At 55.0% G+C, this 21,156-nt stretch carries 17 protein-coding genes and 1 riboswitch; of the genes, 6 read left to right on the forward strand and 11 right to left on the reverse strand.

Features of this window, described 5'->3' with window-relative positions:
• Positions 1 to 6: 6 nt before the first annotated feature.
• The 5 genes from ACSOSI_RS13465 to ACSOSI_RS13485 all read right to left on the reverse strand — a co-directional run bounded on the left by ACSOSI_RS13465 (position 7) and on the right by ACSOSI_RS13485 (position 5,720).
• Entirely contained in the window at positions 7 to 1,122 is a 1,116-nt protein-coding gene (locus ACSOSI_RS13465) for an ABC transporter ATP-binding protein (protein WP_041418573.1), read from the reverse strand.
• A 65-nt stretch (positions 1,123 to 1,187) separates the two neighbouring features.
• The gene (locus tag ACSOSI_RS13470; RefSeq protein ID WP_012145251.1) at positions 1,188 to 2,549 is read right to left on the reverse strand and encodes a family 4 glycosyl hydrolase; all 1,362 of its coding nucleotides are present in this window, start codon (positions 2,547 to 2,549) and stop codon (positions 1,188 to 1,190) included.
• 31 nt (positions 2,550 to 2,580) lie between these two features.
• Entirely contained in the window at positions 2,581 to 3,426 is an 846-nt protein-coding gene (locus ACSOSI_RS13475) for a carbohydrate ABC transporter permease (protein ID WP_012145252.1), read from the reverse strand.
• A complete protein-coding gene (locus ACSOSI_RS13480; protein WP_012145253.1) occupies positions 3,423 to 4,415 on the reverse strand; it encodes a carbohydrate ABC transporter permease in 993 nt (330 codons plus the stop codon). Before ACSOSI_RS13480 ends, ACSOSI_RS13475 begins: the two co-directional genes overlap by 4 nt.
• Positions 4,416 to 4,454: 39 nt before the next feature.
• Positions 4,455 to 5,720, reverse strand: a complete 1,266-nt coding sequence (locus ACSOSI_RS13485; protein ID WP_476705608.1) for an ABC transporter substrate-binding protein — start codon at positions 5,718 to 5,720, stop codon at positions 4,455 to 4,457.
• Between the two features lie 123 nt (positions 5,721 to 5,843).
• On the opposite strand from ACSOSI_RS13485, the gene ACSOSI_RS13490 reads away from it, so the two are divergent.
• The gene (locus tag ACSOSI_RS13490) at positions 5,844 to 6,776 is read left to right on the forward strand and encodes a LysR family transcriptional regulator (RefSeq protein ID WP_012145255.1); all 933 of its coding nucleotides are present in this window, start codon (positions 5,844 to 5,846) and stop codon (positions 6,774 to 6,776) included.
• Positions 6,777 to 6,866: 90 nt separating this feature from the next.
• Positions 6,867 to 7,040, forward strand: coding sequence for a hypothetical protein (locus ACSOSI_RS13495; protein WP_017892925.1), 174 nt, complete (start codon positions 6,867 to 6,869; stop codon positions 7,038 to 7,040).
• A gap of 74 nt (positions 7,041 to 7,114) precedes the next feature.
• On the opposite strand, the gene ACSOSI_RS13500 is transcribed toward ACSOSI_RS13495, so the two are convergent.
• Positions 7,115 to 9,544, reverse strand: a complete 2,430-nt coding sequence (locus ACSOSI_RS13500) for a DUF3772 domain-containing protein (RefSeq protein WP_026142387.1) — start codon at positions 9,542 to 9,544, stop codon at positions 7,115 to 7,117.
• Positions 9,545 to 10,187: 643 nt separating this feature from the next.
• Here ACSOSI_RS13500 and ACSOSI_RS13505 point away from each other — a divergent pair.
• Positions 10,188 to 11,915 carry an ABC-F family ATP-binding cassette domain-containing protein gene (locus tag ACSOSI_RS13505; protein ID WP_476705609.1) on the forward strand — a complete coding sequence of 576 codons (1,728 nt, stop codon included), beginning with the start codon at positions 10,188 to 10,190 and terminating at the stop codon, positions 11,913 to 11,915.
• Positions 11,916 to 11,966: 51 nt separating this feature from the next.
• Here the strand turns inward: ACSOSI_RS13505 and ACSOSI_RS13510 are convergent, their stop codons facing one another.
• The 5 genes from ACSOSI_RS13510 to ACSOSI_RS13530 form a co-directional block, all read right to left on the reverse strand.
• Positions 11,967 to 13,349, reverse strand: coding sequence for a cation diffusion facilitator family transporter (locus ACSOSI_RS13510; RefSeq protein ID WP_476705610.1), 1,383 nt, complete (start codon positions 13,347 to 13,349; stop codon positions 11,967 to 11,969).
• Between the two features lie 27 nt (positions 13,350 to 13,376).
• Entirely contained in the window at positions 13,377 to 13,556 is a 180-nt protein-coding gene (locus ACSOSI_RS13515; protein WP_071593016.1) for a hypothetical protein, read from the reverse strand.
• 110 nt (positions 13,557 to 13,666) lie between these two features.
• Positions 13,667 to 13,759, reverse strand: coding sequence for a protein MgtS (gene mgtS / locus ACSOSI_RS13520; protein ID WP_013813036.1), 93 nt, complete (start codon positions 13,757 to 13,759; stop codon positions 13,667 to 13,669).
• Between the two features lie 142 nt (positions 13,760 to 13,901).
• Complete coding sequence (locus ACSOSI_RS13525) at positions 13,902 to 14,921, reverse strand: magnesium transporter (protein ID WP_172491157.1); 1,020 nt, start codon at positions 14,919 to 14,921, stop codon at positions 13,902 to 13,904.
• A gap of 75 nt (positions 14,922 to 14,996) precedes the next feature.
• Positions 14,997 to 15,170: riboswitch (M-box (ykoK) riboswitch) on the reverse strand.
• Positions 15,171 to 15,301: 131 nt separating this feature from the next.
• The gene (locus tag ACSOSI_RS13530; RefSeq protein WP_476705611.1) at positions 15,302 to 16,966 is read right to left on the reverse strand and encodes an ABC transporter substrate-binding protein; all 1,665 of its coding nucleotides are present in this window, start codon (positions 16,964 to 16,966) and stop codon (positions 15,302 to 15,304) included.
• Positions 16,967 to 17,264: 298 nt separating this feature from the next.
• On the opposite strand from ACSOSI_RS13530, the gene ACSOSI_RS13535 reads away from it, so the two are divergent.
• Genes ACSOSI_RS13535 through ACSOSI_RS13545 form a run of 3 tightly spaced genes read left to right on the forward strand, consistent with a single transcriptional unit; the run spans position 17,265 to position 20,932 of the window.
• Positions 17,265 to 18,281 carry an iron ABC transporter substrate-binding protein gene (locus ACSOSI_RS13535; protein ID WP_476705612.1) on the forward strand — a complete coding sequence of 339 codons (1,017 nt, stop codon included), beginning with the start codon at positions 17,265 to 17,267 and terminating at the stop codon, positions 18,279 to 18,281.
• A 33-nt stretch (positions 18,282 to 18,314) separates the two neighbouring features.
• Positions 18,315 to 19,898, forward strand: a complete 1,584-nt coding sequence (locus tag ACSOSI_RS13540; RefSeq protein WP_126501707.1) for an ABC transporter permease — start codon at positions 18,315 to 18,317, stop codon at positions 19,896 to 19,898.
• The gene (locus ACSOSI_RS13545) at positions 19,895 to 20,932 is read left to right on the forward strand and encodes an ABC transporter ATP-binding protein (RefSeq protein ID WP_368460072.1); all 1,038 of its coding nucleotides are present in this window, start codon (positions 19,895 to 19,897) and stop codon (positions 20,930 to 20,932) included. Before ACSOSI_RS13540 ends, ACSOSI_RS13545 begins: the two co-directional genes overlap by 4 nt.
• The last annotated feature ends 224 nt before the right edge of the window (positions 20,933 to 21,156 follow it).

The raw sequence follows: 21,156 nt of genomic DNA on the forward strand, positions 1-21,156 counted from the left end.
AATTGATTAATGCGCCTGTTCCGACGCCAGAATACGCTGGAACGCTTGGCCCTGAGAGTCAAACAAATAACAGCACTCCACCGGCAGACGCACACCCACCGTATCACCGGCCTGAATGGTCGAACGCTCGGGGTTACGCAGCACCCAGGGCTCACAAGCGTTGCCATTATCCAGATAGAGATAGGTTTCATTGCCCATATGTTCAACGAACATCACCTCTCCCTGAAACTCGCACTGGGCCAGTTCACCGCCGCGAATATGCTCCGGCCGAATGCCGACGTTAACGCTTTGGCCTTCCGCTCCGGCTGGCGTGGCGATCGGCAGTACCAGCGCCTTGCCGTTGTCCAGTTCCACCACGCTTTGGCGTTCACCGGCACGCCGTAAAATTGCCGGGATCAGGTTCATTTTTGGCGAACCGATGAACTGCGCGACAAATTCATTGGCCGGCTGGTCATACAGTTCCAGTGGCGTCCCCACCTGTTCAACCTGCCCCTGGTTGAGCACCACAATGCGGTCGGCCAGCGTCATGGCTTCCACCTGATCGTGGGTGACATAAATAATGGTCGACCTCAGCCGCTTATGCAGCGATGCCACCTCCATACGCATCTGCACCCGCAGCGACGCGTCGAGGTTGGAAAGTGGTTCATCGAACAGAAACAGCTTGGGTTCGCGCACGATGGCGCGGCCAATCGCCACCCGTTGCCGCTGACCACCGGAAAGATCCTTCGGCCGACGTTCCAGCAATGGCTCAAGCTGCAAGATACGCGCACTCTCACGTACTCGATTGTCGATTTCCGCCGCTGAATGCCCCGCCAATTCCAGCGCAAACGCCATGTTTTTATACACGCTCATGTGCGGGTAAAGTGCGTAAGACTGGAACACCATGCCGATGCCACGTTCGGCGGGCGTATCGTCATTGACATAGTTGCCATCGATATACATGCCACCGCTGCTGATCTCCTCCAGCCCGGCGATCATCCGCAACAGGGTAGATTTGCCACAGCCGGAAGGCCCGACGATCACCACAAACTCTCCGCTATTAATCTGCAGATCCAGCGATTTGATCACCTCGGCGTTCGCCCCGTAGCGTTTTTGCAGTTTTTCCAGCGTTAATTGCGCCATATTCCTCCCGTTCTCACACCCAATTGGCATTTGGCGGGACGCCAACCAGCGCCCCGCCATCCGGCTTATTTAAGGTAATCGAGCCACGGCCCCTGGCGTGAAATCATCACGTCCACCAGTTCGGGGATCGCCCGGCACTTGTCGTTGACCGAATCGACCAACAGCGCCTGGATCACCAGGTCACGCGAGCCTTCAATGACCGCGTCAGCGGTCAGATCGTGAATGGCAATCTGATTGCTGAGCAAGCCACCGATGCCGGCCGGCATATTGACCTTGATGCCATGCACGCCCTTGCGATCGATAATGGCCGGCACTTCAACCGCAATAAATTCCGGCAATTGTTTGATAAACCCCAGGTTCGGGATATTGACCGCCGACTCTTCATAGCCAGAATCGGTCAGGATCCCTTCCATGATCGGCACCACGCGCTCTTTCAGCTTCAGTTCTATTTTCGGCTGCACATGGCCGAGGTAATTGCGATAGAAGGTGTAGAAATCGAGGATTCCGCGATGATCGCTGACCTCACTGGCCCAGCGGATGTATTCGCCAAAATGACTGTCGCCGGTGATCGGCAAGTGGTGGAATTTTTCCAGAATTTCTTTAAACAGCGTGCGGTCGGCCCAGGGATAGGCACTGTCTTTGCCGCCCAGCGCATCGCGCTCGGTGCTGCCCTCGGTCTGTACCAGTTTGCCGTGGGTACGGGTGTAAGCCAGAATGTCGCTGTAGCCCGGCAGGCGGGAAAAATAATCCGGTGCCTTGGCACGCACATCGGCATAAGCGTCCTTACCGCTGTCTTTGTAGCTAGCTTCCAGCAGTACGCTAAAGTGGTTAAGCCCGGCGGCCCGCAGGTTGAGGTTTTCAAACGAAGTGCCGAGCATTTCCGGCAGATAGCGCTCCAGCGAGGCAATTTCGTGGCACATGCCGACAAAATTGAGCTGCGGGAAGCGACGATGCACGGTGGTGCAGATACGGCTCATCGGGTTGGAATAGTTAAATATCCAGGCATTTGGGCAGATGTCGGCGACGTCGGCGCAGATGTCGAGGATCGGCGGAATAATCCGCAGCGAGTGGAACAGCCCGCCGGGACCGCCGTTTTCACCATACACCTGCCCAATGCCGTATTGCTGCGGAATTTGCCAGTCCAGATCCCACAGCGCAAAGCGGTCGCCCACCTCAATGGAGATAATCACAAACTCCGCCCCGCGCAGCGCGGTTTTACGATCGGTGGTGGCACTGACGGTAAAGGGTAAATCTTCCGCCGCCAAAAATTCCCGGGCGGTTTTCTCTGTCACCGCCAGAGCGGCCGGGTTGATGTCATGCAGCACAATTTCGCTGCCGTACAACGTTTTGCTCTGGAAGATATCCCCCAGCGTGCCGTAGCCGAATTGCGCGCTGCCCGCACCCACTAAAACGATTTTTGTAGCCATTGGTTTGCTCCTGCTTAGGGTTAATCGAAAATCAGCCTTTTACTGCGCCGTTGGTTAATCCGCTGACGATACGGCGCTGGAAAATCAGAACCAGTGCGATGATCGGCAGTGTGACGATGACCGAGGCCGCCATGATGGCGCCCCAGGGAAGTTCGAACTGAGAGGCGCCCTGCAGCATGCCAATCGCTACCGGCACGGTGCGTTTGCCGCTGGAGATGACAAAGGTCAGCGCGAACATGAATTCATTCCAGGCACCAATAAATGCCAGCAGCCCGGTAGTCACCAGCGACGGGCCCATAATCGGCGCAAAAATACGGCTGATGATGGTCCAGGTACCGGCACCGTCGACGATCGCCGCCTCCTCCAGTTCCGCCGGGATCGCCTTCATAAAGGTGGTCAACACCCAGACGGTAAACGGCAGTGAAAAGGTGGTATAGGACAGCACCAGCGCGCCCAGAGAGTCATACAGCCCCATAAAGCGCACCAGTTCGAACATGCCGGACAGCACCGCCACCTGCGGGAACATCGACACGCAAAGAATCGTGAACAGCAGATACTTGCGGCCGCGAAAACGGATACGCGCCAGGGCGAATGCGGCGGTAATTGACACCAGCAAGCAGATGCCCACCGTTAACGTCGCCACGGCGATGGAATTGAGCAGGCTGCGGGCGATGCCGTTTTCCAGCAACGCCGTCAGGTAATTGCCCCAGTGCAGGTTGCTCGGCAGATAGGCGACCTGGAACAAATCCTGCCCCGAACGCAATGAGGTGATCAGCGCGTAATAGAACGGAAACAGGCAAATCAGGCTGGCCAATGCGGCAGCGGCAAATATCAGCGCCTTGTGGCCGTACTTTTGCTGTTGGCGACTCAGTTTCATGCGCGTTTCTCCTTATCATTCAGGCGACCCAGCGTGAGGAAACAGGCGGCGATACCTGCCACCATCATAAACACCAGCACCGAAGCGGCCGAGCCAGAACCCATCTCCTGATAGCTGACCATGCGGTCGCGGGCATAACCGGATACCGACACCGTAGCCTCGCTATTCGAGGTCAGCACATAAATCAGATCAAACACCCGCAACGCATCCATCACCCGGAAAATCAGCGCAACAATCATCGCCGGCATAATCAACGGCAAGGTAATACGGCGGAAACGCTGCCAGGCGTTGGCACCATCGACCCGCGCGGCCTCATATAAATCGCCGGGGATCAGTTGCAGCGCAGCCAGCAACATCAAGGCCATAAACGGCGTGGTTTTCCAGACGTCGGCAATCACCACCGCCCACATCGACAGCCCCGGTTCCGCCACCCAGGCCAAAGGCGTGGCGATGACGCCGCTTTTGAGCAGCAGGTCGTTGACCACTCCATACTGGTCATGAAACATCCAGCCCCACATTTTGGCGGAAACAATGGTCGGAATGGCCCAGGGCACCAAAATGGCGGTGCGGACCAGCCCCTGCCCACGGAATTTCTGATTCATCAGCAACGCCAGCAGCATGCCGAACACCAATTCCAGAGAGACCGAAAGCAGGCTAAAGCGCAGCGTATTGCCCACCGCCAGCCACCACAGCGGATCCGCCAGCACGCCGTAATGGTGGCCGTCCGTAGTCAGGTCAAGGTAGTTGGCGAAACCGACAAAACGATAGTCGTCCGGCGCGTCCAGCATGGCGTCGGTGAAGCTGTAAAACAGGGTGCGCAGCAGTGGCCAACCCGCCACCGCCGCCAGCAACAGCATGGCCGGTGCCACCAGCAGCCAGGCGATGCGGCTGCGACGCTGTTGGTGATTAAGCTTGCTGCGCCTGACCGACCGCGCTTGGGCAGGGGCTGGCGTGGCCGTCAGGGATAAAGCGTGAGTATCGCGTTTCATGCATCAGACTCCGGCGGTTAATGGATAGTTACCCTGCTTTCAACGCCATCCTCTGGCTTTAATCCGTTCCAGTCTTTGCTGTAGATCCGCCACTGCCGTGACACCGTCACTATCACCGCGCAGCACGTTAAAGGTGGCGTTGTAAATAACCCGGGAGACCTGCGCATACTGCCTTTTGGTTTGGGTTGCCGGGCGCGGCATCGCCTGGGCGAAAATGCCCTTGAAGTCCGCCAGATAAGGCGCCTGTGCCAGTACCTGCGGATCGTCGTATAACGCCGTGCGGGAAGGAGCCTGGCCCAGCAGTGCCAGCGCCCTTTTTTGCGATTCGGCATCGCTGACGATTTTCAGCAGCGCGATGGCCGCCTGAGGGTTTTTGGTATAACCGTTGATCGCCCACTGCCAACCGCCCAACGCACTGACTGAACGGCCATCTGCGCCTTTCGGCAGCGGCATCACGCCCACCTTGCCGCGGATCGCACTGCTGTTGTCCTGTGCCAGCACGTAGGCGTATGGCCAGTTGCGCATAAACATGGCATCGCCGTTCTGGAATACCGCCCGCGACTCCTCCTCCATGTAGCCAAGCGTTCCCCTGGGGGTAATCTTGCCGATCCAGCCGGCGGCCATATCCAGCGCCTGCGCCGCCTGTGAGTTGTTGATGGTGATATTGCCTTCGGCGTTGATAAAACTGCCGCCGTTCTGTGAAGCCACCCATTCGAGTGCGTTGCAGGTCAGCCCTTCATAAGATTTCCCCTGGAACACCAGCCCCCAGAAGTTCTTATGACCGGCGGCACGTTCACCCTGCTGAATGCGGGTGGCGATGCGGGTCAGATCGGCCCAGGTTACCGGCGGCTGTTCGCCGTATTTTTCCAGCAGATCCTTACGGTAGTAGAGCGCGCCGCTGTCCAGATAGGCCGGTACCGCTTTGACCCGGCCGTTAACCACGTTGTTTTGCCAGGCGGCAGGGAAAAAATCCGGTTGGATGTCGCTCACGCTGTCGGTCAAATCCAGCAGGTGCTTGTTCAGTACGCCGATCCACACGGTATCGGCCTGGAACAGATCGATGGCGCTGGCGTCTTTGGCCGCAAACAGTTGCTGGAACAGCGACAGTTTTTCATCAGAAGCAGGAGGCAGATCGATAAACTCCAGGCTATGGCCAGTCTGGGCCTCGAAGCGCTGCTTGATCTCATTGCAGTACTGGCGCCCTTCTTTGCTGGGTGCGCACTGCATGCGCAGCGTGTCGGCCTGCGCCTGGCCCGCTGACAACGCCAGTGCGGCAGCAACCATACTCGGTATCAATCTTCTCATTGCATCCTCTGGGGTGGCGGCTGGGAATACCGGCATGGGAGCAAGCTATCGAAGGCGGGTCATTGGCGGAAATCGTTTTTCATCGCTACGATATAGAAACTTTCTATACCACCAGTGGAAAATATGATCGTGGACAAAATTCTGCGGCAGTTTATCGAAGTAGCGATGTTCAAAAATGTGAGTCATGCAGCAAACAAGCTTTGCCTGAGCCAGCCAACGCTGACCCACAACATGAAGAAACTGGAAGAAAATCTGGGGGTGCAACTGCTGGAGCGTACCTCAACCGGAGTGAAAACCACCGAATACGGTGACTTGCTGCTGGAGCAGGCACAGATGATGCAGCGAATTTACGACAATACGCTGATCAAACTGGCATTTATCAAGGCGCGTCAGGAGCAGAGCTTGCGCATGGGCACCGGTCATGCCTGGTGGTATATGTTTGTGCGCGACAGTTTCAACGCCTACCGCAAGCTGCACCCGTCGGTGAATATCCATATCGATCTGGGTAACCATCTGCGCCTGATGGATTTACTGTTGGGCGGCGATATCGATTTGTTTATCGGTCATGAAATTCAGGGGCTGAACCCCAAGGCAGGCATCAGTTTTCTGCCGCTGTTCGGCACCAGCGACACCATGTTCGTGCGGCGCGGGCATCCATTACTGGGCCAACCGGTAGCGCCGGACGCATTACTGGACTATCCCTGTGTCGAACTGACGCCGGATGAAAGCCGTTATCATCATATGGTGGAGGACATGCAGCCGAAAAAGCTGGCGCGCAACCGCCTGCACCTGGCGGAACGGGTGATCTGTTCGACCAACTCGATGATGTCGGCAGTGGATATGATCAACGATTCCGACGCGGTGCTGCTGGCCTATCCTGCCTGCATGGCGGGCTATTTTGCCGATTACGGGATCGAGCCATTGCAACTGACTCAGCCAGGCCAACGCTGTACCGTCGGCATTTATCTGATGCGCGAAAAAGCGGATGCCCCTCACCTGGTGCAGATGCAAAGGTTAATGCAGCAGCACCTGGAGCCGATCCGCCCTCTGTTGTAATTGTCATCCAGTCGATAACGCATCATTGGGCGGCCCCGGGGCCTTTCTGGGCATATACTTAACAGAGTGTTCAGGATGGAGGTAACTGCGATGAAAACAATGATCCCTGTGCTGTTGATGCTGATGCTTTCCGGCTGTATGGGCAGAGGCGGCCCACAGGATGTCCCGCCACCGCCCGTACATAACGATCCACAAACCTGTAATAACACGTCTGCCAGTGCCAACAGCGATTGCTCGCAGTCCGTGGTACCGGCGATGCACTGAGTTTGCTCTGCATCTCAGTGTCGTTAATTTATGCACTTCCGTGAACGCCCCCTCTCCCAAGGGAGAGGGTATTATTACGAAGATTGTTCTTCGTCGTTGGCCAGGTTTTTCGCCTGTTGCTTCATAAACACCACTTCCTGCGGGCTGGACATATTGACCCGCTCCGCGCGCAGCAGCTTGAGGATATTGAACAGCAGTTCGCTTTTGGTGGCACCCACCATGCGTGGGCTGGCTACATAACCGGTCACGCTAAGAATAATGCCGTCCGGGCCAAGCTGACTAAAACGAACATAAGGCGCGGGCGTTTCCTGAATCGCTTCATACTCCTGGTAAGCACTCAGCAAGATATTACGTACCTGCTCCGGATCGATATCCGTCGGGAAGGTCAGCGCGATGGTCACCACGCCCTGCGCATTGCCCATGGTGGCATTACGCACGTTTTGCGAAATTAGCTGCGAGTTGGGTACGATCATGGTCGAACGGTCACTGAGTTGGATCTCGGTGGCGCGCACGTTAATACGACGCACATCCCCTTCTACACCGCCAATACCGATCATATCGCCCACTTTTACCGGCCGTTCGGTCAGCAGGATTAGGCCGGAAATGAAGTTCTTCACTATCTCCTGCAGACCAAAACCGATACCCACCGACAACGCACTGACGATCCACGCCAGATTGTTCCACTGGATGCCCAGCGCCGCCAGGGTGATCAGGATCAGCAGCACGTAACCCACATTGCTGAACAGCGTGACCAGTGATGCACGAATACCGATGTCTGAAATGGTTTTCGGCAACAGTTCCTGACTGAGCCAGCGCTGGGTCACCCGCAGAATATAGATACCGATCGCCAGACAAATAACCGCGTTAATCAGGTTGCCCGGCACAATATTCAGCCGTTGCAGCCCTTCGCCGCTCAGAATGGCAATGATCTTGTCCAGCAACGAGTTGGGTGTGGTGGTGCCGAACGAGCCGTTAAACAGCGAGACAATCATTAATAACAACAGAGAACACTTGGCAATGGCGGTGAAGATAATCGCCATTTGCTCCAGATGACGGTCTTTGAAGTTGAAGGACTTTTTAAGCATCTTGCCGCTGGCGGTCTGCGAAGAAAATATCGCACCGCACAGATCGGTGGCGAACATCAGCAGAAAATAAAACGCCATCAGTACCAGAGCGACCCAGATCACTTGATAGGTCAGGAATCGGGCGAAGGCGATATACCCCACCAACAGTGAAAACAGGATTATCACCGAACACACCAGGGTGCTCATGTGCAACAAGCCACTGAGAGTAGAGCGCTTCTCTACGTGCTCACCCTGCTGCTCCAGTTGGCGGCGAATGCGCTGGGAGCGCAACGGCATCGCCAACAGCACCATACCGATTAATCCGGCAACCAGACCGTTGCCGAAAATGGTGGTGCCCAGACTGGCACTCACCACGTTGTTGATAAGCTCAATTGAGCCAAATGCCAAGGCTAACCCGGCCAGCAGCGGCGAGAAATAGCGTAAACCGGCGGCCACCGCGTCATCCATGGCACCCAGACGCCATGACGGACGGTTAAGAGACAGCGTCGCCCGGCCCAGACCGGCAATCAGTGCGCAGAAGATCCCCAACCGATAAAAGCCTTCGGCAAAATCTTCCAGCATTCCCGGCAACGGTTGCACGCGGGTAAAAGTGAGATACAGCAGATTCAGCGCAATACTGGTAGTGATAACCGTAACGGTGACGGTCATTATCGCCATAAAGCTGCGGCGTAAACGGCCATCCGGCAGAAAACGAATACTCACCCAGGCCAGAAAACGCTCGGAAAAATAACGCCCCCATGACCAGATAATCACCGCCAATACCAAAAAAGTGAGGGTGCCGTAGCGCCACTCTTCCTGCCAGCTGGTGTCCCAGGCCTGTTTCATGGCCGTATTAAACTCGTCCAAGCGCTGCATGTCACTGGCGGCAGGTTGCACCACCGGCGACCAAAACTTGCTGCCCAGCACGCTACCGGTATTCAATGCCAATTGGGTTTTGAACGCCACCCGACGCAAATCACTGATTTGCTGGCCCAGATCAATCGCACCGGCCCGCATGGCCTGGGCGCGTTTCACCGCATCATCCAGTTGTTTTTTACTGTTATTCAATGTATTACGCTGCTGCACCACGGCGGCGGTTTCGGCCATCGAACCGGCGGCCGGCTGTGGGCCTAACACATCAAGTTGCCCCTGCAGTTTCTCCTGTGCCGGTTGCAGATCGGTTGCCAGTTTATCCAACCCGGCGGCCAGATCGTCGGTAGCCAGCTTCAGCTTGCTGAGTTGGTTATCGTTGTCGGCCTTGGAGACCTGCTGTTTGATGCTGTCCAACTGCTTTTGGTAGTTCTTCAGCGCAACCGCAGGGTCTACCGGGGCTTCAACAACAGGAACATCATCATCCTGTGCGGCGACGCTGGTCAGCGGCGCCAACTGCAAGCCAAGCAGCAGGAACAGGAAAAGAATAATTTGACGGGGCTTTAACATAAATTCGGTGCTCAGCATTTGCATGATAGACAGACGAAACAAGCGGGCCGATAAATACCGTCCCGCAAGGTTGTAACAAACACCCGAAAAGCGTGGTTTTCGGATGTTTGGGGTAAATTCAGAAGACATAATCCTTTGTTTTTACTGGCCCTCAGTCCGAGGGTTTTAACCATAGAGGACTTTGTCAGCGTCTAACGGGCCAGTATTCACCGACCCGTTTGGCTAATCATAAACTGTGATTATGATAACTGCTTAATCTGCGCTTAAATATCAGTATTACTCCCATTCAGCACGATTATCCGCACCGCCGCCTCTGTCTGCATAATCCCGCCAGAACTTTCCGCTTACGGCACTGATAACTAGAGTAATTCACAGTGGCGTAAGCGGACAAAGCGCCCTATACTCAGCTCACTCATTAACCAACGAAATAAAAGGAGGATTACTATGCCGATGTGTGAATTGTTTTTTTACTCACACTTCTATAGTAATCGCTGCTGCTCAAGCATTACCGGTATCGTGCTGCGATAACCCAGGCTTGAGCGAAGCTGATTAAAATCTGAAGTTCCTTCCCTCCGGCTTACCGGGTTGTCGTCAGCGATGTTTGACGATAGGCATCTGCATGCCTGTAACTCTTGAGTAAGCAATGACCACATTACTATCTGCACAATCTGTCGGTTACGACAACAATTTCGGCCCTCTGCTGGTTGAGGTTTCCTTCAGCCTGAAAAAAGGCGATCGCATCGGTTTAATCGGCCACAACGGCTGTGGCAAAAGCACCCTACTTAAAATCCTCAGCGGCGATCTGCCTGCCGGTACCGGCAGCGTCACCCCTTCCCACCAGTGTCTGATGGCGCGGGTAGAACAGCATCTGCCTGAAGCCCTGCACGGCTGTACCCTGCTGGATGCGGTACTGGCCCGGCTGCCTGAAAAACAGCGCATCAGTGAAAGTTGGCAGGCTGAGGTTCTTCTGACCAGCCTGGGTTTTGCGCCACCGTCATGGACGCTGACCGCCGGTACCCTGAGTGGCGGCCAGCACACGCGTCTGCTGCTGGCACGAGCATTAATCCGCCAACCGGACTTGCTACTGCTCGATGAGCCCAGCAACCACCTGGATCTTCCTACTTTGCTGTGGCTGGAGCGGTTCCTGCAAAGCTGGTCCGGCAGTTTTGTGCTGGTGTCCCACGATCGCTATCTGCTGGATCAGGTCACTAACTGCACCTGGATTTTGCGCGACAAGACCCTGCAATTCTTCCGCTTACCCTGCACGGCTGCGCGCAAGGCGCTGGAGGAACAGGATGCGGCGGATGCCCATCGCCGTCAGGCGGAGCAAAAAGAGATCGACCGGGTGGCGAAAAGCGCCCATCGGCTGGCCATTTGGGGCAAGGTTTACGACAACGAAGATCTGGCCCGCAAGGCCAAGCAAATGGAGAAACGCGTTGACCGGCTGAAAGAGGAGCAAACCACGCTGAGCGCGGGCAGCCAATGGCGGCTCAGGCTGAAGGGAGAGGCGCTGGATGCCGATCGCCTGCTGGCCCTGCCACCAATGGAGGTTCGCCCGGCAATCGACGCGCCGGTGCTGTTTCGCCTCGACCCATTGCGGGTCAAAAGCGGTGACCGCATCGCCATCGTCGGACGCAATGGCTGTGGGAAATCTTCTCTGCTGCATCATCTGTGGCGTGAGTATCAGGATACGACCCTGCGGGAAACGGTTTTCCATCCCCGGGTTCGCATCGGGTATTACGACCAAAGCCTGCAGCAACTGCACGATGATGACACGCTGAGTGAAGCATTAACCCACTTTGCAGCGTTGACCGAAGATCAGCGCAAGATGGCGTTGATTGGTGCCGGTTTCCCCTATCTGCGTCATCAACAACGCATCAGTACCCTGAGCGGTGGCGAGCGTTCACGCCTGCTGTTTGTCGGCCTGACGCTGGCTAACCATTCGCTGTTGTTGCTCGATGAACCCACCAACCATCTGGATATGGAAGGCAAGGAGGAGCTGGCGGAGACTTTGCGCCAGTTTGACGGCGCAGTCATATTGGTCACTCATGACCGAATGCTAATCGAAAATAGCTGCAACCGTTTCTGGTTGATTGACCATCAGCGGCTGGAAGAGTGGCAGGATCTGGAGCCGGTTTACGCCCGCCTGGCAGAAGAACGTGACACCGTCACTGTGACAAACCTAAGCCAGGATGCCGTCAATCATCCGTTGCAGCACGATGACGAGGAACGGCTGTTGGCCGCGCTGTTTGAACTGGAAAGTAAACTGCAGGAGGATTTGGCGCGCAAGCCAAAACATCAAAAAACGCAGTTGCAGCAACAATGGCGCAGTGAGATTTCCACCCTCACCGCACGACTGAATCTGGAGTAACCTTTACAGGCCGCCCACGGGCGGCCTTTCCACAAGGCTCCGCTGCCGGACTCAGACGACCGATTTGGGCTTTATCGGTTCCACATGCCCTACCGCCCGCGAGATACTCGGGTAAAGCGCACGTAACTGGCGCTCTATGCTGTCTACCGCCGCATGCGCCGACGCGATAGAAGCCGCCGGGGAAACCCGACAATGGAAATTGACGATAATGCCGCCAGCGGTTTTACGTGCGCGGATGTTATGAACGTCCTGCACCATCTCGCCTTTTCCCACCGCGGTTTCCAATATCTGGCGAATGCTCGCCAGTTGCTCCGGCGCTACATCTTCGCTGGCGATCCAGTGATTCGTCTGGGGTTCCAGATGAGTTTCGATCTCCGTATCTTCACCAATCGCCTGCCGTAACAGCGTTTCAATCTCACTGGCAATTTCATGCGCCTGCGCCACGTTGGCACTGGCCGGCACGGCCAGATCCATACTTATCGACATGCGTTCCGGCAGTTGCTGCAACGCCAGATTTTGTACTACCGCGCCGTGGTTGGCGGCGATCACCCGGATACGCGTCGCCATGTCTTCGTCACTGCGGGTTTGTGGATTAGCTATAACCGTGGCTTCGGCATGGGCATACTGCTGCTCCAGCCGTTCGGCAATTGATTGCTTCAACGCGTTGATGCGTTCCAGCGGTAAAGTGCGACAGACAGCGACGGTGACCTCAATAAACAAGATGGCGCCGGCGTTGCGAATGCGGATATTTTCCGTGGCCAGGATCGCCGGGAAGGACTCCAGCAAAGCACCGATCTCCTCCTTGGCACCGGCCGGTGCCGTGTCCATCAGCGAATCAAACGAACGTTTACCCAATTTCACCGCTGCCACTACGATAAAACAAGCGACGATTAGCGCGGCGATGGCATCTGCGCGGGTGAAGCCCAGCATCACAAAGACCATACCTAACAGCACCACGGCGGAGGCAAGCATATCAGAGAAGAAATGCAGTGCGTCGGCTTCCAGCGCCGCACTGTCGGTAGCCTTCGCCACGCGATTGAGCGCCCTGACGCGGAAAAAGTCGACCACAATCGAAATCAACAGCACGGCAATCACCACCGGAGCCGCGACAATTTCATGGGCCTCCCCCAACAGGCTTTTGCCGGCCTCATAAACAATCCACCCCGCCGCGCCCAACAGCAGCAGCACTTCAAACAACGCCGCCAGGTTTTCGACTTTGCCATGACCAAAATGGTGATCATCATCAGCCGGTTTGTCGCTGATACGCACCGCCAGCCAGGTAATGCTGGTGGCGATAAAATCGGTGAAAGAGTGGATCCCTTCGGAAATAAGACCAATACTGCCGGTAAAAATACCGGCAATAAATTTACCGGTTGCCAATAGCCCACTGGCTATCATGGAATTTCTGGCAACGGATTGTTTTTCATTTTGCATATTACGGCTCACATTCAAATGGGCAATTCATTTTTTTATTTTAGTAGAGCATTGCCAGACAAAGGCAACCAGCAGCATAGTACCCGAGAATGTCAGTATTAAACTAGACAGGAATTCTGATTTTCCGGTTGAATAAAAATAAATCTCATTCACACCAACAGAGATCATCAAAATGGCATAAAGTAAGCCAAGAATAAGAAGGATCATGGTGGTTATACTCCCAAAGTCCCCATTGGGCGGTCAGAGTTTAATCGCATCCTCCCCGTAGTAAATAAAACCTTCAGGGAGGATGCATCCAGGCGGATCTTTAGCGTTCATTAATCATCCCATTTAGTGCTCATATAGGCGGCTAACAGGCCCAGTGAGCTGATAATGCTCAGGAATCCTACAAAAATTGTCATATTTCCCATTGTCTTGTCCTCGGTTAACTATTATCGATAGATGCCCCTTTAATTAAAAATCGGGGATTGTCATTACTCATGAGTATTTACGTTGCTCCTTTTCGGTGAGATAAAATACCCGCCCCGGCTACGACACGGAGCGGATGTCGGTTTAAATCCCCAGAATATACTGGGCGATTTTAAAGTAAATAATCAGGCCGGTGCCATCAATAAAGGTGGCGATAAAGGGCGCCGACACCACCGCCGGGTCAATCCCCAGCCGCTTGAGCAGCATTGGGATAATCGAGGAGACAATGGCGCTCCAGACGGTGATTGCCACCAGCGACAGGCTGACCACCATCGTTACGTCCATGCCCACCCCCATGATCCAGGCGCGCGCCCAGGCGGCTATACCAATGGTGGCAGCTATCAGCAGCGAAGTAGACACCTCTTTGCGGATCACTGCGCCCAGGTTACGCAAGCTGACTTCGCCAAGCGCCATGGCACGAACCAGAGTGGAGGTGATTTGGGTGCCGCTGTTACCGCCGGTACCAATCAGTAACGGGATGAAGAACGCCAGCGCAATCGCTGCTTCCAACTGTTCTTCAAATGCCTTTAGCACATTCCCGGTATAGGCTTCCGCGACAAACAACATCAGTAACCAGACCGAACGCTTGCGCCATAACGCCCAGGGGCTGGTTTCCAGATAAGGTTTATCCAGCGGCAGGCTGGCGCCCTGGCGCTGTGCATCCTCGGTGTTTTCGTCTTCAATCAGTCGGGCAATTTCTTTTTCACCCAACACGCCCACCAGGGTTTTATTGACCACCACCGGCACCACGTCCAACCCGCCCTTACCCAATAAATGCGCGACATCATTACGATCGTCATCGGGTGAAACCTGAAAATAGCTGTGGTTGATCATGACCCCAACGGCTTTATCGTTATCTTCACATTGCAGTAATTTTTTAACCGAAAGTGTACCGCGCAAATGATAATCGTCGGCGGTAACAAACAGTTGAGTCGGAATTTCGTCGGTTTTAAGTTGCGAAAGAAAATATTCCTTTGCCTTATTAACCGTCATATTACCTGGGATGGTAATGAAATCGGCGTTCATATAGCCCGCCACCGAAGACTCATCAAGAGTTTCAGTTGTGGCCAGCGCCGGGGATAGTGTGTTGTGATGTGACTTCATTATGTTAGTCCCTATTTCTGTTTGAACTTCAACAGCGAATCGCATAGGGGCGTTAACCACAGAGGGAGTGCAGAAAGCCTATCTCCGCGTCCAGGTTTTAGCACTATACAACGTATCTGATGTATTCATCAGAAGTTACCTTGGGCTGAACCTTAATCCGATAAAGCCTGTCTTAACCTTGGGCATCTCTCGATGTCGTCAGATCAGTAACCTGTGTTTGTATAGGAGCCTCGCCAAACGAGATACTGCATATAAACTACGGGAGGCAGTATAGGCGCGTTTTTTATTTTCGGGTGAAAAACCGGCTGACCGTTTATGAAACATTTAGAAAAATAGATTAACAGCGGACCAGATTCATCCCAATCCGCATTATTAAATCGTCAATGCGCAATGATATACACATTTTTATCGTACAGCGGCCCCTGCCGGGTAAAGTCGATGCCCTTTACATAGGGTTTGACCAGCGTAGCGTTTGCTTCGTAATAAACCGGAGCCACCGGGGTATCTTTCGTCAGCAGATCTTCGGCCTGTTGGAAATACTGTTGTACCTGCTGCGGTGTCTGGGCCGCAGTGGCCTGATGCAATAAGCGATCGTAATTTTGATTGGCGTATTTGGCCGAGTTCTCACTGCTGGTGGAGCGGAAAACGTTCAGGAAAGTCGAGGGATCGTTGTAGTCCGCCAGCCAGCGGCTGAAAGCCACGCTGTACTGCCCGTTATTGATATTGTCCAGCACCACCTTGCGCTCCTGATTCTGCAGGCTGACGTCCACACCCAGGTTCTTTTTCCACATGGCGCTGGCGGCGATCACAATCTTCTTAATGGTCGCGTCATTGCTGTACAGCAGGGTAAAGCGTAAAGGACGTTCCGCCGTAAACCCGGCCTCGGCCAGCAGTTTTTTCGCCTGCGTGATGCGTTGTTCTTGTGACCATCCCGCCGCCTCACCGGCCTGCAGTTTAAAGCCACCGGCACCGGTTGGGGTAAAAGTCCAGGCCGGTTGCTGACCGTAGCCCAGCACTTTAGTGGCAATAACCGTTTTATCCAGCGCCAGATTTAATGCCTGACGCACCCGCACATCGTTAAACGGGGCCTGGCGGTTGTTAAAGGCAAAGTAACTGGTCGACAACAGCGGGTAAGTGATTAATTGCTCATCACCCAGGCTATTTTTTAACTGTTGGTACAGTTCCGGTGGCGCACTGTAACCCAGCTCAATCTCTCCGGCCCGGAAGCGCGCCACCTCCGGGAACCCCTGCAGCGGCAGGAAAGTCACTTTGTTAAGCACCGTATGGGCGTTATCCCAATACTGGGTATTGCGCACCACCACCACCTTTTCATTGACCACCCACTGCGCCAGTCGGAATGCCCCATTACCGACAAAGTTCTGCGGCTGCGTCCAGTTTTTACCGTACTTCTCCACCACTTTCGGGTTGACCGGCAGCACCGGGAAATGGACCAACTGTTTGAGCAGATAAGAGTTAGGCTCGGCCAAGGTCACCTGTAGGGTATGTGCATCCAGCGCTTTCACGCCCAGTTCTGTCGGTGGTTTACTGCCGGCGTTAATTTCCGCCGCATTTAGCACGTAGGCGGATGCCAGATAACTGCCGTAGGGAGAAGCGGTTTTTGGGTCAGTCAGGCGTCTCCAGCTAAAGACAAAGTCCCCGGCAGTCACCGGATCGCCGTTGGACCACCTGGCGTCCGGGCGCAGATGGAAGGTCCAGACATTGCCCTGATTCTCCCATTTTGTCGCCAACGCGGGGATCACTTCGCCATTTTTACCCACCCGCAATAACCCTTCAAACAGGTCATTGAAGATATAAAACTCTACGTTGCTTTCCGCCAGATTCGGATCCAGCGTTGCAGGCTCATAACCATTGGCCCGTACCAGCTCCTGCGTCGCCGCCAGTGACGTTCCTGCCGGTACCTCGGCGGCGTTAACCCCTACTCCCGCCTGAAAAGACAAGATGATTAGACCAGCCAATCCTTTAAGTTTGAATGAATACTTCACGTCGCTATCCCTTGTTGGTGTTTTGTCGACGTATATATACATTGAAGCAGTTGAATAACTTAAATGATTAAACGCTATGACTCATAACCAAAACAGCACTCAGCAAACAACGTGAATTTCTTTCATATTCAATCAAATAGCCGCCCTCCATGCCTGGGTAATATTCTAAAAGCTTAATTTTTCCTTAAGACGAGATAATTATTGAGCTAAAACTAAAAATAAATTAATACGAATCGTTTTCACTATCATTATTAATGTTCTTATATACAATCAGGGCTCCCAACGTCCGTTTGGCATAATTAGCATTTCCTCTCTGCACTCTCTAAATAAGGATGACTGTATGAAGCTGCGTTTCACTTCTCTCGGCCCGATTGCCCTGTTGGCATCGTCCATGATGCTGGCCTTCTCGGCTAATGCGGCATCCCAGGATGAAGGCATTGTTGTTTATAACGCCCAACACGAAAACCTGGTGAAGTCCTGGGTGGACGGTTTTACCAAAGACACCGGCATTAAAGTGACCCTGCGTAACGGCGGCGACAGCGAGTTGGGCAACCAACTGGTGCAAGAAGGCAGCGCATCCCCTGCCGACGTGTTTTTAACGGAAAATTCCCCGTCGATGGTACTGGTGGATAACGCCAAGCTGTTTGCCCCGCTGGATGCCGCGACGCTGGCCCAGGTTGAACCACAGTACCGTCCGCAACACGGCCACTGGATTGGCATTGCCGCCCGCTCAACGGTGTTCGTCTATAACCCGGCGAAACTGACCGAGGCACAGTTGCCCAAGTCACTGCTGGATCTGGCCAAGCCAGAATGGAAAGGCCGCTGGGCCGCCTCGCCTTCAGGGGCTGATTTCCAGGCCATTGTCAGCGCACTGCTGGAGCTGAAAGGCGAAAAAGCCACGCTGGAATGGCTGAAAGCGATGAAAACCAACTTCACCGCTTATAAAGGCAACAGTACCGTCATGAAAGCGGTCAATGCCGGCCAAATCGACAGCGGCGTGATCTACCATTATTATCCGTTCGTCGACGGTGCCAAGACCGGCGAGAACAGTAAAAATATCAAACTGTATTACTTCAAACATCAGGATCCGGGCGCTTTCGTCAGCATCTCCGGCGGTGGCGTGCTGGCTTCCAGCAAACACCAAAAACAGGCGCAAGAATTCGTTAAGTGGATCACCGGTAAAAACGGCCAGGAGATCCTGCGTACCAATAACGCCTTCGAATATGCCGTTGGCGTCAACGCGGCTTCTAATCCGAAACTGGTACCGCTGAAAGAACTGGATGCGCCAAAAGTTGATGCTTCTGCATTGAACGGTAAAAAAGTGGTCGAACTGATGACTCAAGCCGGGCTGATGTAAGCCGGTTGATTAGTACAGAGAGTTTTTAGCCCTATGTCGAATACAGGTCTCAACGCCGCCGGTTCAAAGCCACGGTATACTTCGGCCCGCCGCCATCAGCGGCCCGGGTTGTTTATCGTGGCGGTCGCCATTTTACTCTCCCTGCTGGCGCTATTGCCGCTGGGGTTTGTCATTAGCGTGGCGTTTGAAACCGGTTGGCCAACGGTAAAAGCTCTGGTATTGCGCCCCCGGGTGGCCGAACTGCTGCTCAACACGCTGCTGTTGGTGGTGTTCACGCTGCCGATTTGCGCCATTCTGGGGGTAGCGCTGGCCTGGCTAACCGAACGCACTACGCTGCCGGGCCGTCGCATTTGGTCGTTATTGGCCACCGCGCCGCTGGCGGTGCCGGCATTCGTACAGAGCTACGCCTGGATCAGTCTGGTGCCTTCGATGCATGGGTTGGGAGCCGGGGTATTTATTTCGGTCATCGCCTACTTCCCCTTTATTTATCTGCCAACCGCTGCGGTATTACGCCGCTTGGATCCCGGAATTGAAGACGTCGCCACTTCGCTCGGTACGCGCCCGCTGGCGGTGTTTTTCCGCGTGGTGCTGCCACAGCTAAAACTGGCAGTTTGGGGTGGCTCGCTGCTGATCGCGCTGCATCTGCTGGCCGAGTACGGCCTGTATGCGATGATCCGCTTTGACACCTTCACCACCGCCATTTTCGACCAGTTCCAATCGACCTTTAACGGCCCGGCGGCCAATATGCTGGCCGGGGTGCTGGTGCTGTGCTGCCTGGGATTATTAATGCTGGAAGCCGTCAGCCGTGGGCGAGCGCGTTATGCCCGCGTCGGTTCCGGCAGTGCGCGCAGTCAAACGGCTTATCGCCTTGGGCCCATCACCACCCTGTTCTGCCTGCTGCTGCCCCTGAGCCTCACCGCGCTGGCGCTTGGCGTGCCTTTTATCACCTTGGCCCGTTGGTTGACCTTGGGAGGCGTTGAGGTGTGGCGCAACAGCGAATTGCTGCCTGCCTTGCTGCAAACATTGTCACTGGCCGCCAGTGGTGCGCTGCTGATCACGCTGTGCGCTATCCCTATGGCCTGGCTGTCGGTACGCTACCCGGCACGGCTGTATCGGGTATTGGAAGGCTGTAATTACATCACCAGTTCACTGCCCGGCATTGTGGTGGCACTGGCGCTGGTGACCATCACCATTCACAGTTTTCGACCGATTTATCAGACTGAAATCACCCTGCTGCTGGCCTACCTGCTGATGTTTATGCCACGGGCGCTGATCAACCTGCGCGCGGGGATTGCCCAGGCACCGGTCGAGTTGGAAAACGTGGCCCGTAGTCTCGGCCGTTCGCCGGCGGCAGCATTATGGAGCACCACGCTGCGTCTGGCGGCCCCCGGAGCCGCCGCCGGTGCCGCATTGGTGTTTTTGGCTATCACCAATGAGCTGACCGCCACGCTGCTGCTGGCCCCCAACGGTACCCGCACGCTGGCCACCGGCTTCTGGGCGCTGACCAGCGAGATAGACTATGTGGCGGCCGCACCCTACGCCCTGATTATGGTGGTGTTGTCATTGCCACTGACCTGGCTTCTTTATTCTCAATCCAAACGTACGGCGGGATTATGAGCACGCTTGAACTGCAAGGCATCGGTAAATCCTATAACTCGGTCAAGGTGCTCGAGCATGTTGATTTAAACGTGGCACAGGGCAGCCGTACGGCGATTGTCGGCCCTTCCGGCTCGGGGAAAACCACCCTGTTGCGTATTATCGCCGGTTTTGAAATACCGGACAGCGGCCAGGTGATGCTGCAAGGGCAAGCGATGGCCAACGGCAGCGGCTGGGTGCCGGCACACCTGCGTGGCATTGGTTTTGTCCCCCAGGATGGCGCGTTATTTCCGCACTTTACCGTAGCCGGCAATATTGGTTTCGGCCTGAAGGGCAGCAAACGCGACAAGCAACTGCGGATTGACGCACTGATGGAGATGGTAGCGCTGGATCGTCGGCTGGGGGCGCTGTGGCCACATGAGCTTTCCGGTGGTCAGCAACAACGGGTGGCGCTGGCCCGTGCGCTGTCTCAGCAACCCAGGTTGATGTTGTTGGACGAACCTTTCTCCGCGCTGGATACCGGTCTGCGCGCCGCGACTCGCAAAGCGGTGGCGGAACTGCTGGCCGAAGCCAAAGTCGCGTCGATTCTGGTGACCCACGATCAAACCGAAGCCTTGTCGTTTGCCGATCAGGTAGCGGTAATGCGCAATGGCCGATTGGCGCAGGTCGGGCCGCCGCAAGATCTTTACTTAAGGCCGGTGGACGAACCGACCGCCACCTTTTTAGGCGAAACGCTGGTACTTTCCGCTGAGCTGGAGCAAGGCTGGGCGGATTGCGCGTTAGGGCGGATTGCCGTTGACGATCGTCAGCGCCGCGGCCCCGCTCGCATCATGCTCCGTCCTGAGCAGGTTCAGATTAGCCAGTCCGAGCCACAGCAACAGAGCCAGGCGGTGGTCACCGGTATTGATTTTGCCGGTTTTGTCTCGACCTTAAACCTGCACATGACCGGCAGTAATATCGCGATCGAGATTAAAACCATCAGCCGCGAAGGTCTCCGTACCGGTTCTCACGTCAATCTGAACATCATCGGCCAGGCGCATATCTTTGCCGAGTAGCCCATCAAGGGGGCTTACCGCCCCTTTGAGCCTTAGTCTTGTGCCAACGCTCGAACGAAAAAACCTATCGCAGCCATCGAATACCAAAACCCCCTTCATCAACTACGATTAGTCTGTGACCGGTGTAAACATTCACCCGTCCGGAGATAACCCACAGAGGATTATCATAATTATTCATACTGCTTAAAGCCGCCCTTCTTTGATGCGGCTAAGAAAGGTTAATT

It is taken from the genome of Serratia sp. AR11, assembly GCF_056376275.1.

Excerpts from the sequence above, each read along its gene's own strand:
- ACSOSI_RS13465 (WP_041418573.1), bottom strand. The coding sequence starts at position 1,122 with ATGGCGCAATTAACGCTGGAAAAACTGCAAAAACGCTACGGGGCGAAC.
- ACSOSI_RS13470 (WP_012145251.1), bottom strand. The coding sequence starts at position 2,549 with ATGGCTACAAAAATCGTTTTAGTGGGTGCGGGCAGCGCGCAATTCGGC.
- ACSOSI_RS13475 (WP_012145252.1), bottom strand. The coding sequence starts at position 3,426 with ATGAAACTGAGTCGCCAACAGCAAAAGTACGGCCACAAGGCGCTGATA.
- ACSOSI_RS13480 (WP_012145253.1), bottom strand. The coding sequence starts at position 4,415 with ATGAAACGCGATACTCACGCTTTATCCCTGACGGCCACGCCAGCCCCT.
- ACSOSI_RS13485 (WP_476705608.1), bottom strand. The coding sequence starts at position 5,720 with ATGAGAAGATTGATACCGAGTATGGTTGCTGCCGCACTGGCGTTGTCA.
- ACSOSI_RS13490 (WP_012145255.1), top strand. The coding sequence starts at position 5,844 with ATGATCGTGGACAAAATTCTGCGGCAGTTTATCGAAGTAGCGATGTTC.
- ACSOSI_RS13495 (WP_017892925.1), top strand. The coding sequence starts at position 6,867 with ATGAAAACAATGATCCCTGTGCTGTTGATGCTGATGCTTTCCGGCTGT.
- ACSOSI_RS13500 (WP_026142387.1), bottom strand. The coding sequence starts at position 9,544 with ATGTTAAAGCCCCGTCAAATTATTCTTTTCCTGTTCCTGCTGCTTGGC.
- ACSOSI_RS13505 (WP_476705609.1), top strand. The coding sequence starts at position 10,188 with ATGACCACATTACTATCTGCACAATCTGTCGGTTACGACAACAATTTC.
- ACSOSI_RS13510 (WP_476705610.1), bottom strand. The coding sequence starts at position 13,349 with ATGCAAAATGAAAAACAATCCGTTGCCAGAAATTCCATGATAGCCAGT.
- ACSOSI_RS13515 (WP_071593016.1), bottom strand. The coding sequence starts at position 13,556 with ATGATCCTTCTTATTCTTGGCTTACTTTATGCCATTTTGATGATCTCT.
- mgtS (WP_013813036.1), bottom strand. The coding sequence starts at position 13,759 with ATGGGAAATATGACAATTTTTGTAGGATTCCTGAGCATTATCAGCTCA.
- ACSOSI_RS13525 (WP_172491157.1), bottom strand. The coding sequence starts at position 14,921 with ATGAAGTCACATCACAACACACTATCCCCGGCGCTGGCCACAACTGAA.
- ACSOSI_RS13530 (WP_476705611.1), bottom strand. The coding sequence starts at position 16,966 with ATGTATATATACGTCGACAAAACACCAACAAGGGATAGCGACGTGAAG.
- ACSOSI_RS13535 (WP_476705612.1), top strand. The coding sequence starts at position 17,265 with ATGAAGCTGCGTTTCACTTCTCTCGGCCCGATTGCCCTGTTGGCATCG.
- ACSOSI_RS13540 (WP_126501707.1), top strand. The coding sequence starts at position 18,315 with ATGTCGAATACAGGTCTCAACGCCGCCGGTTCAAAGCCACGGTATACT.
- ACSOSI_RS13545 (WP_368460072.1), top strand. The coding sequence starts at position 19,895 with ATGAGCACGCTTGAACTGCAAGGCATCGGTAAATCCTATAACTCGGTC.